The organism is Asaia sp. SF2.1, from assembly GCF_000505765.1.
Lineage (GTDB): Bacteria > Pseudomonadota > Alphaproteobacteria > Acetobacterales > Acetobacteraceae > Asaia > Asaia bogorensis.
On the sequence record NZ_AYXS01000015.1, the window covers coordinates 22,369 to 39,613 of the forward strand.

Here is a 17,245-nt window from a genome sequence, read left to right on the forward strand (position 1 = left end):
CGGCTCAGTAGTCAAAACCATAGCTGAGCCCGACACTCGAACCGGGATCATTCTCCGGCGTGGTAAAGCCGGTGATCTGTCCTCCCGTGCCAACCGTCGTGTTCAGCTTGAGCCTCTTGGTCAGATCCACCTGAACCTGCGCCTGCGTTCCCGAACCGCTCGTCGCCTGCTTGGCCCCGACATAAACGCCTTTCATGACGTATTTCCCGGCCTCAAGGCTCGCACCACCATTATTCACCCCGCTGCCACCGCCCACAGCCAGACGGTCAAGCCCCAGAAACCCGCGAACCTTATCGAGCGGATCGAAGCTCGATCCACCGCTGATCTGGGCGACCGCAGCCGCCAGGCTGGCCAGCTGGGTGGGTGAGAGCGAGGCCGTCGAGCTGCCGAAGAGCAGCATGGCCAATACCTGATCCCGCGGAAGCGATGGCTGCGATGTAAAATCGATCTTGGGCGCGCTTGCATAGCCACCCACCACAAGGCTTGCCACGGTCCCCTGCACATTGCGATCGGCCCGGAAATCGAGCGATGGATCCAGCTTGTGATCCACGCCCGAGCCATCGAAAGCCACCCGCCCCTTGGTGAAGTTTAGATTGACGCCGGCAAGGTTGAAGAAGCCACGCTTTAGATCAAAACCGCCAGATATATCCGGCGCAGTACTTACGCCCCCGACATGGAGCTTGCCCGACATCTCCGCATCGAGACCATGCCCCCGCACGAAGAAGCTGCCGGGTGAGATCACGTTCAGATCCAGCCCAATGATCATGGCCCGTGTCGTGGCCTCGCGCTTTTCGCCGGGTCGTATCACTGTGAGCTGCGGCACCGAGGCGGGCATCGAATTGGGAATATTCACAATCACGGAGGGCAAACGGATGGTGCCATCGACATCGAGGCGCGTAGAGAGCTGACCATGGGCCCTGACATCCGTATCGATCACGGCGGTCAGCAAATCACTTGTGATCGGCTGGGCCTTGTGGGCAATGACCTTAATATCAAGCGGCAATCCAGGACGGAGCACCCCGACACTCCCAGACAGGGCGATGGTGCCCTTTCCTGCATGCGCCAGAACATCCTGCAACGTAAGCGTATCATTGGCGGCAATAATTGCACCGTTGATGTCGGTCAGGCGTACGCCCTGCCCGTAATGGGCAAAGTTGATCGCCTCAAGGGTGACTCGGCCGGTCGCGGAGGGAGATGACACCGCCCCCCCAAGGGCCAGATCAATTACTGACTTGCCATTCAGGGCCATGCCCTGTGCACCCAGAACGGCATTGGCGACCGCCAGATCCACCGCGCCATTAACCTTCAGATCAAGATTTCCTGCCTCACCTGTCGGCACGCTCCCCGCCACACGCAGACTGATGCGACGCCCGGCGTCGGCCTGCGCATTGATTTGCGCCCGCTGTCCAGAGAGGGTCGCATTGGCCTGCATGTTCAGAGCGGGCAACGATTCAGCCGGCCCGCTGCGCATATGCAGGCCCGACAAGGTCACGCCAACCGTTCCGGTAGGACGCGACAGATCACCACTGAGATCCGCCTGCGCGGCAAGATTACCGGAAGCATCCAGTGTCGGCATAAAGGGCTTGGCAAGCGCCGGCGTGACACGGGCCACACGCAGATGCACGTCCAGACGTGGTTTGATCGTACCGGACAGATCAAGTGTCGCGGGCGCGACGCCGGGGGGTGCTACAGCGACTTGCAGACGATCCACGCCGGTCTTTTCACCGAAGCTGATGGTACTCACACCGGCGCTTCGAAGGGTCTCCCCCTTGAGGAGCGCAGATAGACGATCGAGCCGGACGGTCTTGCCAGGAAGATCGAGCAGGAGGGCTGTATCCAGCGTCGCAGGTGCCCCCAGTACATGGTCGAAGCTGCCTTTCGCGGCTAGCGCCAACGCATCGAGCGTACCCCGTGCCGACAAGGTCGCCCCACCCCTCATTTCCTGAAAGGCAACACTGCCCACAGCAAGCCTAAGATCCATATCCGGCTTATCGACGGGATTACGCACCGTGCCAGCCAGATCGAGCGTCCCAATGCGGGCCGGATCCGCCTGCACGCCCCCCTTGAGCGACACGGTCAGAACAGGAGGCGTTTCGGGCGTCGGATCGCTCGTCTTGAGGTCAAGCACGAGCCGTCCCCCGAGTTTTCTTCCGGCCAGCGCGGAGAAATCGTTGAGATTACCCGCCGTGACAGCCAGATTGCCGAGCGGCAGTTTGGCCCCGGCGGGCAATGTCAGATGCCCCTTGCCGGAGAGACTGGCCCAGTCGAGCGCCGTCAGATCAAGTTCCACCTCTCCATCCTTGTGGCGGGCAAAACCTGCATCGATCGCAAGCTTTCGGCCATCGAGCTTACCATCGGCATGCAGCGTCCCTTCCGGCGCGGAGGGGAGATGGAGCAAGGCAAGGTCAAGGGTCAGCGGGCCGGAAGGGACAGCGCTGGCACCGATCTCTCCCTTGAGCTGCAGCTTGGCCGCAAGATCATCCAGCGGGCCTTCACTATGCGCCGTCAAGGCCACATGGCCATGCATCTGCGGTGCCGCCGCCTTGAGGTCAGGCAAGGCCAGCAAAAGCTCATTGACGATGGAAGGCTGCGCACCCAGCGTCATCGAGCCTTCGTCATGAAGATGAAGGGCGCGACCATCGACAGTGAGCGCCTCTATCCTGACCTGGCGTGCGGCTTTTGGCCCGGAGACCATCGTGGCATCGAGCCCGAGCGAAGTGTCGGCACCCAGCAGCGCCACAAGCTGCTTCATCCCTCCTGTGATCGCGAGCTTGTCACGCAGCGCGATATGGGAATTGCCATCAGGTCTATAGGTATAGTCGAGATGAGCAACATTGTGCCCGGCCAGGTCGAGCTTGCCGATGCCCGCCAGCGGTTTGAGATCGGGCAGCACGAGGTCGAGCGCCCCGGCAATATCGGGTTTCAGCGTGCCGGTTGTGCTGATCTGGAACAGCGGATGCGTGACCGTAAGCGAGAAAGGTTGCGTCGCTTTCTCCGGTGCCGCGTCGAGAACCGCGTCAATCGGGGCTTGCGCCAGCAATCCGGCAGGGACACCCGGCGCCCGGACGCCGTCCGCGTGTGCATTGAGCCTTATCCTTGCCGCCTTCGGCCCCTGTCCTTCATCGCCAGCAAAACGCAGGGCCAGATGATTGATGCCAGCCCCGGCAGCGGACAACGCGTCAATGTCGAGTGTACCATCCCCGGATGGCGCGAGCAGATCTCCGCGCAGATGAGCCTTGAGGGCTATGCTGGACCACGCAACACCTGCCACAGGCTTCATGGCGGGCGTGGAGGCAGAAAGCCCTAAAGTACCAACATGATGAGCGAGGTCGAGATTGCCCTGCGCATCGGCCCGCACGGCACCGGCTTGCAGCGCCAGTCTGAGATCATTCGCCCGGACAGGTCCGTCGAGGTCGAGCGTGAGTGTCAGGGGGTCAAGTTCATCAAGCTTCGCAGCCTGCGCAACAAGACCATGCGCGCCGTCCTGGACCCGAAGATGCAGGTTGATTGCATCGCGTGGTGTCGCCAGCGATACCGCTATGCTCGCCGGACGATCCAGACGCCTGATATCGAGCCTCAGATCGGCCCTCGGCAATTTGCCGATCTGTAGCCCGTCGAGCACGGGTGCGAGATCCGCCAGCGTCAGATGCCCCTGTGCCGAGGCGCTAAGCGGGAAACCTGCCAGAGGCTTGCCCAGATCAATACGGCCGATGTCGAGCCGGGCAAGCGCGATACCAAGGTGAAGACTGGACGGCTCGTTCGATGCGGGCGCTGGAGCCGGTGCGGACGGGTCCGATACGGGCAGACGCTCGAAGCGCAGGGAAACAGCCTGCAGGAGCGATGCGCGCACCGTCATATGGATAAGCGCAAGTGGCGACCAGTTGAGCCGCGCTTCATCGACAGTCAGATAGGGGCCGAGATGATCATGGAGTGTGATCCGCCTGATATGCAGGCGCGATGGAATGAAGCCACCCACCCCCTGCAACTCGACCATACCACTAGTCAGGCTCGCGGTCTGACGCTCGATGACGCGCTGACCGTAAGGAATATTGACGAAAACCAGTATGGCCACGAGAGTAATCGTGACCAGCGCTACGGGCACACCAACCACCAGCCCGGTCACCCACAGCAGGATACGACGCGTGCGGGACATGCGGGGTCTGGTGTTTTGTGCCCTATCCGCATCAAGCGAGGCCGTAGCGGTCGCGTGCGAAGCCCTACGTCGGGGAAAGCGGATCATCAGAACGTCTCCCCGAGACCAATATAAAGTTCCCACTTGTCACCGTGGGGCGGTCGATTGGCTGGCAGGGCGACATCGAGACGCACAGGGCCAATCGGGGTGTAATAGCGGACACCCGCGCCATAACCGACCCTGAGCTTTCCCTGGAACGGACGACTTCCGACGCCAACCTGACCGGCATCGACAAACGCAGCAGCCCCGAAGCTCTTGAGGATACGCTGCCGATATTCCACCGTCCCGGCATCGAGCGAGGTTCCGCCTATCCCGTATTTACCGTTCTGCGGCCCGACACCCTGATAACGGAAGCCACGCACAGTTGCGGGTCCACCAGCATAGAGGCGTTGATCAGGCGGAATCTGATACGTCGATGCGCCCTGCACTGAACCGACAATACCACGCACAGCGATAACCGAACGCCCAGGGGCCGTCAGCCCGATCCGGTTCAGGTCGAAATAGGTCGATGCGCCGGCACTCATGATTGTGAAAAACGTGCTGCCGCTCTCGAGTGATTCGGAGGGCGTGATATTAACGTTCGCCCTGATCCCATGCGTGGCAGGATCAATCGGGTTAGCAAGCTCGGTCGAATCGTAATTGGCGCCGAGCGGCAGCTGCACGATCAGATAATCGGTCGAGACGCCGAACTGCTTGATGTTTTCCTGCTCGGCCAGAACGCTCCCAGACACGTTCCAGTGGCGGCTGAGCTTTCTGATCAGCCCTCCACGCACCAGCAACGCGGTCTGGTGATAGGAATAAAGGAGCTGACGGATGCCTTCGACGCGCAGGCTGAGATTCTGGTCGCGCCGCATGAAATCCGGCTTGAGGAAGTCAGCATAGACATCGTAGCCGAGCCCCTGCTGGGCACTTCCACCCAGTCCCGTGACGAGTGCCGTCAGACGCAAACGCTCTGCCGCACCCAACAGATTGTGATGCGTCCAGCTTGCACCGACCCGCCCACCGAGATCGGTTGAGTAGCCTACCTGCGCCGAAACCGTATGCCGCCGTGACTCTTCCAATGTGAAGCGAAGCGGCATGGCCTGCGATACGCCCGGTGTTGCCTTTCCGCGCGCCAGTGCCACCAGTGGTGGTGCATCGTGAACACCTACGGAAGAAAAGATCCCGACACTGGCCAGATCCTGTCGGGCCTCCTCAATCTTGCTGGGCTGATAGAGCTGACCCTCGCGAATGAGCAGACGGCGACGCAGAAATGCCTCTCTCGTACGTTTCTGCCCTTCAAAGCTGATCGGGCCGATATCCACGACCGGGCCCGTTCCAACTGCAAATTCGAGGTCCAGCGTATGCGTAGCAGGTCTTAGATAGGCCAGTGGTGTCGCGACGCTCGCCTGAGCATGACCTTCCTCAAGCAGAACATGTTGCAGCGAGGACTGGGCCGCGAGGATATCACCGGCAATGGCCTTCTGTCCGGCCTCCAGGCCGAAAGCCTTCTGCTCCTCGGCACTCAGCGTAACCGGCGCAGGTGTCATGGCACGCGCTGCCGTCGCCGGGCGAGGTGCTACCGGTTTTCCGACCGATGCAGTCCCTTGCTGCGCGCCATGTGACGACGCAGCATCCTGTTGTACCGCCCCTTTATCCCCGAGATTACCGATGCCGGACGGTGATGCATGTTGCCCGTGCACGTCGGCCGCTCCCGCATCATGCGGTAATCCGTCATTGAGAGGACCGCTGACAAGCGTGATCTTGCCAATATGAAATTGCGGCCCCGTCTCGGGCTTGATTGTGATATGCAATCTGCCCTGGCTGTGCAGCGCCGCAAGGCGGTCCGGCAACGACGGATTGCGACCATCAATGGTCTGTCCGTCAGGCAGTTTGACGCTGATCACAACTTTGCCCGCGTAGAAACCGCGGCTCTCCAGTGCTGTCTGCACACGATCATAATCGCCACGGATGCGCCCTGCGAGCGCGTAGGGATCGACAGCCTTCGTTTTTTGCAGGGAAATCAGCGTCGATGCCGCCTGAACCATTGGGTCCAGTTCCGGGTCGCTCGATGGTGTAATCTCCACCTGATAGGCCGTGTCAGGCTCGCCATTCTTGCCTGCGCTTTTATCCTTGTGGGCTGCAAGAGCGCTGTCTGGCTGCCCGAAGGCCGCTAGAGTGGCCGCAGAAACGATAAAACACAGGGCAGGCGTTCGCTCAGGCCGTGACCGTCTGACCCCGGTTTCAGAGTGACGAGAAAGGCGGGAAGCGCGGTAAAACGACAGCAATCGAACTCCTGCTGCAGGCTGAAATCCTGAATTCGGTGGCAGAAAACCGTGTCAGGATCATGTCACGGGAGAGCCGGCAAGAAAAGGCACGGTGCAGCGCAAAACCAATGCGAGACCATTCTCCTTGAGCGTTCGCCCCCGCGTTTCGTTCAATCTTAATAAAATCGATCCCGTATGGCTGTTGTCCGGCTTGACCGTTTCACGCTAGGTATCAGGCAATGACAGACGCGATCACGCGCCGCCGTCCTGCTAGTGACGCTTCCGGCCCCGACTCCTGGACCGCCCCGCTTGAACCTGCCCTCCCTGTGGAGAGTGCATCGGGGAATGGTATGATCTGCCGGCTTCGCGCGATACGTCGCATGGGTTTGTCTTGCCTGTGGACACTCGTTGCCAGTGTCCCGCAGCGCATCCTGCTCAAGCGCCAAGGTGCGGCAAAGATTGTTTTTGCACGGTTCTACTGGGCAACCATCTGCCGTATCCTTGGCATGCATGTTCGGGTTGTTGGTGAACCTGCCGGAACGATACGCGACAGTATTGCCGTAAAAAACGGCGAGCGTCCGGTCATTTTCGTCGCGAACCATTCCTCGTGGCTTGATATTGCTGTCGCCGGCGGCATCCTGCCCACCGTTTTTGTCGCCAAACAACAGATTGCCGACTGGCCCGTGATCGGCACCCTTGCGCGTCTCGGCCGCACGATCTTCGTCAGCCGTCAGCGCAACAACACGGGTCGCGAATTGCAGGCGATGACCGACCGCCTCAACAATGGTGACAATCTAATCCTGTTCCCGGAGGGCACCTCGACTGATGGAACGCATGTGCTGCCCTTCATGTCGTCCTTTTTCGCCATCGCGAAGCCGAGCCGGGTCGATACGACCCTGCCAACGCCGCCTTCCGTCCTGATCCAGCCTGTCTCGATTGTCTATGACCAGCTCAATGGGTTGCCGATAGGTCGCGCACGGCGCACAGCGCTGGCCTGGTACGGCGATATGGACCTTGCACCCCATATCTGGTCCGTCACGCAGTGGCGCTCTCTGGGAGCCACCGTGATCCTGCACCCCCCTGTCGATCCGGCGGATTACCCGAGCCGCAAGGAGCTCTCGACTGCGGTTCAGGAGATCGTGGCGCAAGGCGTGGCACAATTGCACCATAATCCCGAGCACCCGGAGCCAGTGCAGCACTGAAGCAGGCGGGCCGCGCCCTCGCACCCAGCCGTAACAGCACGCATGGCACGGCTGGCATACGCGCTCTGCATCGCTGCCCAGCACGGCGCATGAATATTAGCCATGCATTTACCGCTACCTTGCGCTACAAAGCGCGAAGGACATATCGAAATGATCGGCTTCGCCTGATGGACAGCCCCCGCATTGAAATGGTGCGTGCTCTCCTATCGTTGCCGACACAAGCGGACCACAGGGCCAAAGGTTAGGATACGTGAACGTCGAGACTTTAACCGACAGCACTCTCCCCGTGCAGAACGACAGCCAGACCAACGCGCGTGGGCTGCATGTCATCACCTGGGGCTGTCAGATGAATGTCTATGACAGCGCGCGCATGACCGACGTGCTTGCGCCGCTCGGCTTTAAGCCGGTGACCACGCCAGAACAGGCAGAGATGGTCATTCTCAACACGTGCCATATCCGCGAGCGCGCTGCCGAGAAGGTGTTCTCCGAGCTGGGCCGCCTGCGCAAGATCAGTGAAGAGCGCGAGACCGCCGGGCTCAGCCGCTCGATCATCGCCGTTGCCGGCTGCGTGGCCCAGGCAGAAGGCGAGGAGATCCTCGCCCGCGCACCCTACGTGGATATCGTTCTCGGCCCGCAGACCTATCACCGCCTGCCCGAGATGGTGGCGCGTGCCGCCCGCGCTGGCGGTGCCGTGATCGATACGGATTTTCCGGTCGAAATGAAGTTCGACTTCCTGCCGCAGGATTCTGCCCCTCAGGTGGAAGGAAACCTGACGGCCTTCCTGACCATTCAGGAAGGCTGCGACAAGTTCTGCTCTTTCTGTGTCGTGCCCTATACACGCGGCGCCGAAACAAGCCGTTCCCTCCCTTCCGTGCTGGCCGAGGCGCGCCGTATGGCAGAGAGCGGCGTCCGGGAGATCACGCTGCTCGGGCAGAACGTCAATGCCTATCACGGCGATGATGGCGAAGGCGGTACGGCCGATCTGCCACGCCTTGCGAAAGCCCTGGCGGAACTGCCCGGCCTTGAACGCATCCGGTACATGACGTCGCATCCGCGCGACATGGATCAGTCCCTGATTGACGCGCATCGTGACAACCCTGCGCTCATGCCTTTCCTTCACCTGCCTGTGCAGTCCGGGTCGGATCGTATCCTCAAGGCCATGAACCGCGGTCATACGGGCGACGATTACCGCGCGCTGATTGCGCGGCTACGTGAAGCCTGTCCCGATCTCGCCCTTTCCTCCGATTTTATCGTCGGCCATCCGGGAGAGACGGAAGAGGATTTTGAGGCGACGATGCAGCTTGTGCGCGATATCGGTTTCGCCCAGGCTTTTTCGTTTAAGTACTCGCCCCGCCCCGGCACACCTGCAGCCGGCCAGCCCTTCCAGATTGAAGAAGCGGTCAAGGACGAGCGCCTGCAACGTCTGCAGGCCCTGCTGCGTGAGCAACAGGACGCCTTCAACGCCGATATGGTTGGCCGGACACTGCCTGTGCTCTTTACCGGGCGCGGCCGCAAACCCGGACAGATCACCGGGCGTTCACCCTATCTGCAACCGGTTCATGTCGAAGGGACCGATGACCTGATCGGTCAGACCGTACCGGTTGTGATAACCCAGCGTCTCACCAATTCGCTGGCTGGTATACTCTTACGGGAGAGAGTCTGCGCTTGAGCCACCCCACGGCACCCCAGTCGCATCCCGGATACGGGACCAATGACCGTAACTCCAGGCGGCACCTCCCGCCTGAAACCCCTCCTCACGAACAGGGACACCGCACCTCGGCGCTGCGTTTCGGAGATAACATTCTCCTCCAGCAGCTGCTGGGCGATCACGACCGCCATCTCATCAGGCTCGAACAGGGTTTCGATGTCCGCCTGACGTGCCGCGGCAACAAGATTGCCATCACGGGTGAAGCGGCTTCTGTCGCTCGCGCTCAGGCCGCCATTACCGCGCTCTATAATCAGCTTGAGCATGGCGGCAAGATCGACGGCCCCGTGGTCGACAGCGTCATTCGCCTGTCTGCCCTGCCGCGACCCACCCGCGCGGCGGAGCCCCGACACGCGCCCCGCCAGAACGAGGCATCAGCAGCCGAACTGCCACGCACCGAGACCGAGGGACCAGCGCCCTTTCTCGACCTGCCGGCCATCAAGACCAAGCGCGGGGCCATTGCGCCGCGTTCGCGCGGGCAGGCTGCCTATATGCAGATGCTGGCCAAGACCGAACTGACATTCGGGATCGGGCCGGCCGGTACCGGCAAGACCTATCTGGCCGTGGCGCAGGGTGTTGCCATGCTTCAGGCCGGTCAGGTGGACCGGATCATCCTCTCCCGCCCTGCCGTCGAGGCTGGCGAGCGCCTCGGCTTCCTGCCTGGCGACCTGCGGGAGAAGATCGACCCCTATCTGCGCCCACTCTACGATGCGCTCAATGACATGCTGCCGGGTGATCAGGTCGCTCGCCGGATGGCCAATGGCGAAATCGAGGTGGCACCGCTTGCCTTCATGCGTGGCCGGACCCTCGCCCATGCCTTTGTCATTCTCGACGAGGCCCAGAACACCACCCCGGCCCAGATGAAGATGTTCCTGACCCGTATGGGTCAGGGCGCTCGCATGGTCATTACCGGCGATCTCAGCCAGATCGATCTGCCTTCGGGCGTCGCTTCGGGCCTGCGTGAAGCGGTCGAGACCCTTGAAGGCTTGCCGGGAATTGGTATTACCCGTTTCGAGTCCGCCGATGTCGTGCGTCACCCGCTGGTGGCACGTATTGTGGACGCTTATGATCAACGAGTGGCTGCGGCACGGGACTATTCCCGAGGCAGGTCGCGCCGGGAATACAATGGAACCTCGAAGTAGTCTGACCCCATCCGCCGAAGAGCCGTCCTCTATCACGAGGGCGGCCCTTCGTTCACGTCTCGATCTGATCGTGGCCGATCGCCGCTGGCGTGCCAGTGTGCCCAATCTGGAAGCGCTCGTCGCCCGTTGCCTTGAGGCAAGCTGGCCGTGGCTCGATCGCGACCGTGTTCCGGCCTTCCTTCTTGCAGGCGACCACGCCATCAAGGCGCTCAACGCGGCGTTCCGTGACAAGAACAAGCCGACCAATGTCCTGACCTTCGAGGAGAACGGCGCGTTTGGCGATGGCGACATAGCCCTTGCCTACGAGACCGTCCGTCGCGAGGCCAAGGCAAGCGGCAAGAAATTCTCGCATCACTTTGCACATCTCGTCGTTCATGGCTTGTTGCACCTCGCGGGTCACGACCATCACCGCCCCGATGAGGCGCGGCTGATGGAAATGACGGAATCCCGCATTCTGGCCCGTCTCGGTGTTCCCAATCCCTGGCGCATGGGCGGGGGGCGCGGCGCATGAGTGAGAGCGACGACCATCGCCAGAGACCGGCCAAGGGATTGTTCGGCATCTTCAATCGCAAGGGGCGCGAACAAGGGCTGCGACTTTCGATTGCGGCTCTTGTGGAAGAGGCAGCTGCCCCCCACCCAGAAGCGGGCACCCGTCCGGAGCTGGATCGGCAGGAACGTGCACTCATTACCAATGTGCTGCATCTGCGCGAAAAAACCGCCGATGACGTCATGGTACCCCGCGCCGATATCGTCTCGATGTCAGCGGATATCACGCTGGATGAAGCGCTGGACTTCATGCGCCGTGAAAACCATTCACGCGTGCCGGTCTATCGCGAGCATCTCGACAGCGTCATCGGGATGATTCACGTCAAGGACCTTATTGCCTATATCGGCACTTCGGAGGCGTTTGATATCGAGCCCCTTCTGCGCCAGCCCCTGCTGGTAGCGCCGCAGATCCCTGTGCTCGATCTGCTGTTGCAGATGCGTCAGCGCCGCACCCATCTGGCGCTCGTCATCGACGAATATGGCGGCGTGGATGGGCTGGTCACCATCGAGGACCTTGTAGAGACCATCGTGGGCGACATCTCGGACGAACATGACGAGCCAGTCTCGGCCATGATTTCAGAGCGTGCCGATGGGTCCTTCGACCTTGATGCCAGATTGCCGGTGGATGAACTCGAAGGCTTCATGGGGCCGGTTCTGACCGAGGCGGAACGTGAGGCGGAAATCGAAACCGTCGGTGGTCTCGTCTTCCGCCTTGCCGGGCATGTGCCGATACGCGGTGAGGTGTTTACCCATGAAAGCGGCCTTGTCTTTCGTGTGACTGATGCCGATGCACGCCATATCCGGGCGCTCCGGATGCGCGTGCCGCCCGATTGGGTCCGTAGCGACAATCCAACGCCCCACCACGGCGACGAGAAACGCTGAACCCCGCACCCTCTTTCGTCTCATGATGTCCGGCGCGCCGTCGCGCGGGACACTTGACGCGGAGAGGGCTTCCGGTCTTCAAAACTCCGGTATCATTCACGGGGAGAGTTCTTCATGTCTTTGTACCGGCGCAGTTTCCTGGCAGCCATGCCCGCCCTCGCTCTCATGCCGAAGGCCCGCGCAGAGGATGCCCGACTGACCCCGCGCACCCTTGGCAACCCCAAGGCGCCCGTCACGGTCAATGAGTGGTTCTCCCTCACCTGCACCCATTGTGCCCATTTCGAGATGACGGTCTTTCAGGATGTTAAGAAAAACCTGATCGATACCGGCAAGGTGTTTTACGTCTATCACGATTTCCCGCTCGATCAGATCGCCCTGCTCGGGGCGATGGTGGCGCGTTCGCTGCCTGTCGATCGCTATGTGCCGTTCGTCAATTCGATGCTCTCAAGCCAGGATCGCTGGGCTTTTGCACGGGACGTGAACCCCAAGCAGCAGATCCAGCAGATGGCTGCGCTCGCAGGCATTTCGGCTGAGCAATTTGCGAAGATTGACGCCGATGATACATTCCGCCAGGCACTGGTCGCCCAGCAGGATGCCGATCAGGCGAAATACAATATCGGCGGCACGCCCTTCTTCATGTTCAACAAACAGCCCTATAATCAGGAGCTTCTGACCTATGAGGCCTTCGAGGCCGAGGTCAAGAAAGCCGGCGGCTAAACAGAGGACCCCGCTTTTCGCGTATGTCAGCCAAGATCACGCGCCTGCGGATAGCGGGTTTCAAGAGTTTTGCCGATCCAGCCACAATCGACATCCTGCCTGGCCTCACCGGTATCGTGGGGCCAAATGGTTGTGGCAAATCCAACGTCGTTGAGGCCCTGCGTTGGGCGATGGGCGAGAGTTCCGCCCGCGCCCTGCGCGGCGGCGAACTGGATGACCTGATTTTTGCAGGGACGAGCGCACGTTCGGCCCGCAGCCTCGCCGAGGTGACGCTGTGGCTGGATGAGGCACAGGGTCTCGCCCCACCCCCGTTCAGCGATACGGACGGTCTCGAAATCACCCGGCGAGCCGAACGCGGATCGGGCAGTGAGTTTCGCCTCAACGGGCGCGCCCTGCGCGCACGTGACATCACCACGATGTTTGCCGATCTCTCTTCGGGGGCTCGCAGCTCCTCCATTGTCAGCCAGAACCGTGTCAGCGCGCTCATCAGCGCCAAGCCCGAAGAAAGACGGTCGCTCCTTGAAGAGGCTGCGGGCATCACGGGTCTTCATGCGAGGCGCCATGATGCTGAAATCAAGCTCCGGCAGGCTGAGGGCAATATGGAGCGCTCGGAAGACCTGCGTCAGCAGATCGAGACGCGGCTGGCCACACTCGATGCGCAATCGGTTCAGGCACGAGCCTATCGCAGCCTTTCCGAAGCGATACGTACAGATGAACTGACCCTCTCCTGGCTCATACACCGTCGAGCCGCCTTGCTTGTTGAGCGCACACGGGAGCAGCTTGAGGCTGCGGAAAAATCCCGTGACGATTCGGCGCGCGCTGCCGATGAGGCAGGGCAACAGGGCGCAGCAGGACGCGAACGCCTGCTCGCCCTACGCGACCATACCGACGCCCTGCGTACCACCCGCGACAGGCTGCGCGTTATCAGCGAATCAACCCGCGAGGCCGTGGCGCAGGCACAGGCGCGCCACGAGCAGACGACCCAGCGTCACGAGCAGATGGAAGCCGATCACCAGCTGGCCCTGAAACGACTGGAGGAACTCACGCAGCGTGAGGCGCTGCTGAACGAGGAGGAGCAACGGCTTGCCGTCACCTTGGGCGAGCTGCCTGATACGCTCGCCACCCTTCGAGAGGCCGCTCAGGAAAGCGCCGAACTCCTGTCCCGCCTTGAGCAGACAAGACTGGCACTTGCTGACAAGTTGACCACACGGCGCATGACCGCTCAGGCCCTCACACTGGAGCATGAAGCTGCCGCAAAGGCCGTTGAAGCCCTGACGGGTGAGTCGGCAACACTCGCGAAAACGATAGCCGAACTCCGGGATGAGCTTCCCGATGAGACGGCGCTAGAGCAGCTCGCCCGGCGGCTGGACCAGCAGCGTCAGGAGAGAACTGCTCTGGACCAGCAGATCCAGCAGCAGGCGCAGCTCAGGCAGGAGCAGCTCGTCAACACCTCCAAAGCCGAACAGGATCTGGCCCGAATCGAGAGGGAAACCCGCGAAAATCGCGAGATGCTCGCGCGATTGACCTCAAGGGCAAACAACCTCGCCCAGCAGATCGCAACGCACCAGAATGAACTGGAAGCCCTCGAAGCCGCCCGGCTTGATGACGCTGCGTTGAACGCGCTCGATGCCAAGGCCGACACCCTGATGACGGCACGGGATGTCGCCAAAGCGAGAGCGGAAGAGAGCCGCTCCGCCCTTGCGCAGATCGAGCAACAGCTCAGCGCCCAGCAGTCAGAGGCACGCAGCATCGCCCGACAGCGGGAGCTTCTCGAGAAAGACCGCGATCAGGCCCGCCAGAGTCTTGAGCGCCTTAATCAGTCTCTCGAGACCCTTATCGCCCGGCGGGAAGCGCTCGGCCGCGATATGCCCGACGATGCCGCCATCAGTGACGCCACCGGAGCCCGGGAGGCCGCGCAACGCACGCTGTCGTCCCTGATTGTCGATATCGAGACGATAAGCCAGGCGCGGCGCGATACGCAGCAGGCGCGGGACGAGGCCGAGAATGCCCTCCGCCTTGCCAGCGCCGATCATCTCGCCCTCGTGGCAAGACGTGATGCCTTGCAGGCCAACACGCCCGACGATGCCCTGCCAGACCCTGCGCTGGCGCAAATGGAAATTCCCGCAGGGCTCGAGCGCGCCGTTGCTGCGGCCCTCGGGCAAACGCTCGAGGCTTCGCTGGATACACTCCAGAGTCGCGCATGGCAGTTGCTTCCGCCGCTGACCCCGGAGCAGTTCGGGGCTGGCTGCACATCGCTCTCGGCCCTGATCAAGGCGCCTGAAGCGCTGCAACGCTGCCTCGATCATGTCGGCCTGATTGATAGCAAGCAGGATCCTGAAGCACTCCAGACGCGTCTCCTCCCCGGTCAGTGCCTCGTCACAAGCGAGGGTGCCCTATGGCGCTGGGATGGCTATCAGGAAGCGCCCAACCTGCCCTCGACCGCCCTCAGCCGGGTCGAGCACCTAGCCGCGCTCCGGGATCTGGATACCCGGATTGCCGCCGCGGAGGCTGCCATTCCTGCCCTGCGGGCAACGCTTGGCTCCTTCAATGATCAGGATGCCGACCACGCGGCAAAGCTGACAGCCCTTCGCGAGACAGTACAACGCGAGGAAAAAAACCTGAGCGCTCTGAAACAGGCCGAGACCGACCTGCTCGATCGTCGGGACCGGCTCGCCGGGCAGATTGCCCAGATCGATCAAAACAGCACCGAGACCACAATCCAGCGGGACGAAACCCGCGACCGGCTGAACAACGCCGTTGCAGGCCTTGAGGCTCTGGGCGATGAAGCGAAACTGCACGAGGCCCTGCGCGTCCTGAATGGCGACGTTTCCAGACAGCGCAGCGTGACCGAGGCCGCTATTACCGCCGCGAGCCAGATCGAGACCGACTACACGACCGCCCAGCAGGATGCGACAAGGCAGCGCCTGCAGAACGATTCCTGTATCGCCAAGCTCGCCACAATCGGCGCCGTGCTTAAGCAGGCGCGTGCTGATCATGATGACGTGGCCGGTCAGCGTCAGGCGCTCTCGCAAAACGATCACGACGCCGCACTGGCCGCTGCCCGCACGGTGCTTGAACAGTGCAAGAGTGCTCTTGTTACAGGTGATCGGGAACGCGCTGCGCTGAAAACAAGGCTTGAGGCCCTCGGCCGTGATATCGGCCATTCCAGCCGCGAACTTCAGACGCGCCGTGACCTCAAACTCAGCCTGAACAGCCGCCTTGCGGCCCTGACCCCACGCCAGAACACTGTCAGGGATCAACTCGCGCGGGCAACGCAAGCACAGGAAGCTCTGGCACCGATCCCGGATCTCGCGCCCTTTGAAGCAGAGCTCAGCGCGGCGCTGGCCGCCGAGGCCGATCAGCGCGAATGCGACCTCGCCGCCAGAACGCAGGTGCAGGAGGCCCAGTCACGGCTGGATCAGGCGACGCAGGAGACGCACGCCATCGCGCTCAGGCTAGGTGAAACGCGCGCACAGGGCGAGACCCTGCGCGACGATTGTTCCCGGCTTGAGGAGCGTCTGACACTCAGCCACGAGGAAATTTCCCGTAGTGCGGCTGAGAGAGCCGCGCAGGATGAGGCGCTGCAAACCCATCATTCCGCCCTGCAAAACGCCGAGCAGGAACACGAACAGGCCACCATCGCGCTGACAGAGCTCGATAAGGCTTTGCAGGATCTGGCTCACAGCCAGCGTGAGGAGGAGCAACGCGGAGCACAGGCCCGCGAGAACGCCATCCGGTTGCAGGAACGCCTCGCCCAGGCACTGTCGCAGCATGAGAAACTGGCCGAAACACCGCTCGTCGAGCCGGAATCACCCCTGGATATCCCCCTCACCGAGGCAAGCGAGACCACGCTCAAACGACGGCTCGCCCGCGCCCAGAAAGACCGTGAGGCCCTCGGGCCGGTCAATCTTCTGGCCGAGCAGGAATACACTCAGGCCAAGGAACAATCTGACCACCTGACACGCGAGCATGAGGAGCTGACCTCCGCCATCCAGCGCCTGCGTGGATCAATCAACGCGCTCAAGAAGGAAGGGCGCGAGCGCCTGCAGGCGGTCTTCGTTGAGGTGGACCGCCATTTCCAGTCGCTTTTCAGCCGTATGTTCAATGGCGGCAAGGCGCATCTGGGTCTCGTCGGGAGTGATGATCCTCTCGAGGCGGGGCTAGAAATCTTTGCGCAGCCGCCGGGCAAGAAGCTGTCGACCCTCTCATTGCTTTCCGGCGGTGAGCAGGCGCTGACGGCGCTATCGCTGATATTCGCCACCTTCCGGTGTCAGCCCTCACCGCTCTGTATCCTCGATGAGGTGGATGCGCCGCTGGATGATGCCAATGTAGAGCGCCTCTGCGGTCTGCTCAAGGACATGGCCGAAGAAGCCCAGACACGCTTTCTGATCGTGACCCATCACCAGTTGACCATGGCCCATATGGATAGGCTGTTCGGTGTGACCATGCAGGAGCGTGGCGTCAGTCAGGTGCTTTCGGTGGATCTGTCGCTGGCTGCCGCTTTTGCAGAAAGCGGCACCGTGGCTGTGGCGTCCTGACAGCGATCGGTTATAACCATGTCTTCATTGTGTTTTTCGCCAGATGCAGGTCATACTGGCAGTTTCGACATGTGA

9 protein-coding genes are annotated in these 17,245 nt (G+C 61.7%); 7 read left to right on the plus strand and 2 right to left on the minus strand.

The genetic code is table 11. The features are described 5' to 3' along the window. Window positions 1-4: 4 nt before the first annotated feature. Both P792_RS28410 and P792_RS28415 read right to left on the minus strand, forming a co-directional pair. The gene (locus tag P792_RS28410; protein ID WP_031240805.1) at window positions 5-4,153 is read right to left on the minus strand and encodes a translocation/assembly module TamB domain-containing protein; all 4,149 of its coding nucleotides are present in this window, start codon (window positions 4,151-4,153) and stop codon (window positions 5-7) included. Window positions 4,154-4,239: 86 nt separating this feature from the next. Continuing rightward, on the minus strand, window positions 4,240-6,459 hold the full coding sequence (locus P792_RS28415) for an autotransporter assembly complex family protein (protein ID WP_369794231.1): 2,220 nt from the start codon (window positions 6,457-6,459) through the stop codon (window positions 4,240-4,242). 359 nt (window positions 6,460-6,818) lie between these two features. Between P792_RS28415 and P792_RS28420 the strand changes: the two genes are divergently transcribed. The 7 genes from P792_RS28420 (at window position 6,819) to P792_RS28450 (ending at window position 17,170) form a co-directional block, all read left to right on the plus strand. After that, entirely contained in the window at window positions 6,819-7,640 is an 822-nt protein-coding gene (locus tag P792_RS28420) for a 1-acyl-sn-glycerol-3-phosphate acyltransferase (RefSeq protein WP_051757584.1), read from the plus strand. Window positions 7,641-7,926: 286 nt separating this feature from the next. Beyond that, window positions 7,927-9,309 (plus strand): tRNA (N6-isopentenyl adenosine(37)-C2)-methylthiotransferase MiaB, encoded by a 1,383-nt coding sequence (gene miaB, locus P792_RS28425; RefSeq protein WP_235075460.1) that lies wholly within the window; start codon window positions 7,927-7,929, stop codon window positions 9,307-9,309. Between the two features lie 113 nt (window positions 9,310-9,422). Then, the gene (locus tag P792_RS28430; RefSeq protein ID WP_023978718.1) at window positions 9,423-10,487 is read left to right on the plus strand and encodes a PhoH family protein; all 1,065 of its coding nucleotides are present in this window, start codon (window positions 9,423-9,425) and stop codon (window positions 10,485-10,487) included. Continuing rightward, window positions 10,471-10,998, plus strand: a complete 528-nt coding sequence (gene ybeY, locus P792_RS28435; protein WP_023978719.1) for an rRNA maturation RNase YbeY — start codon at window positions 10,471-10,473, stop codon at window positions 10,996-10,998. Before P792_RS28430 ends, ybeY begins: the two co-directional genes overlap by 17 nt. Beyond that, window positions 10,995-11,915, plus strand: coding sequence for a hemolysin family protein (locus P792_RS28440; protein WP_023978720.1), 921 nt, complete (start codon window positions 10,995-10,997; stop codon window positions 11,913-11,915). The genes ybeY and P792_RS28440 overlap by 4 nt, the downstream gene beginning before the upstream one ends. Before the next feature lie 114 nt (window positions 11,916-12,029). After that, window positions 12,030-12,632, plus strand: a complete 603-nt coding sequence (locus P792_RS28445) for a thioredoxin domain-containing protein (RefSeq protein WP_023978721.1) — start codon at window positions 12,030-12,032, stop codon at window positions 12,630-12,632. 23 nt (window positions 12,633-12,655) lie between these two features. Then, the gene (locus P792_RS28450) at window positions 12,656-17,170 is read left to right on the plus strand and encodes an AAA family ATPase (protein ID WP_031240809.1); all 4,515 of its coding nucleotides are present in this window, start codon (window positions 12,656-12,658) and stop codon (window positions 17,168-17,170) included. Window positions 17,171-17,245 lie beyond the last annotated feature (75 nt).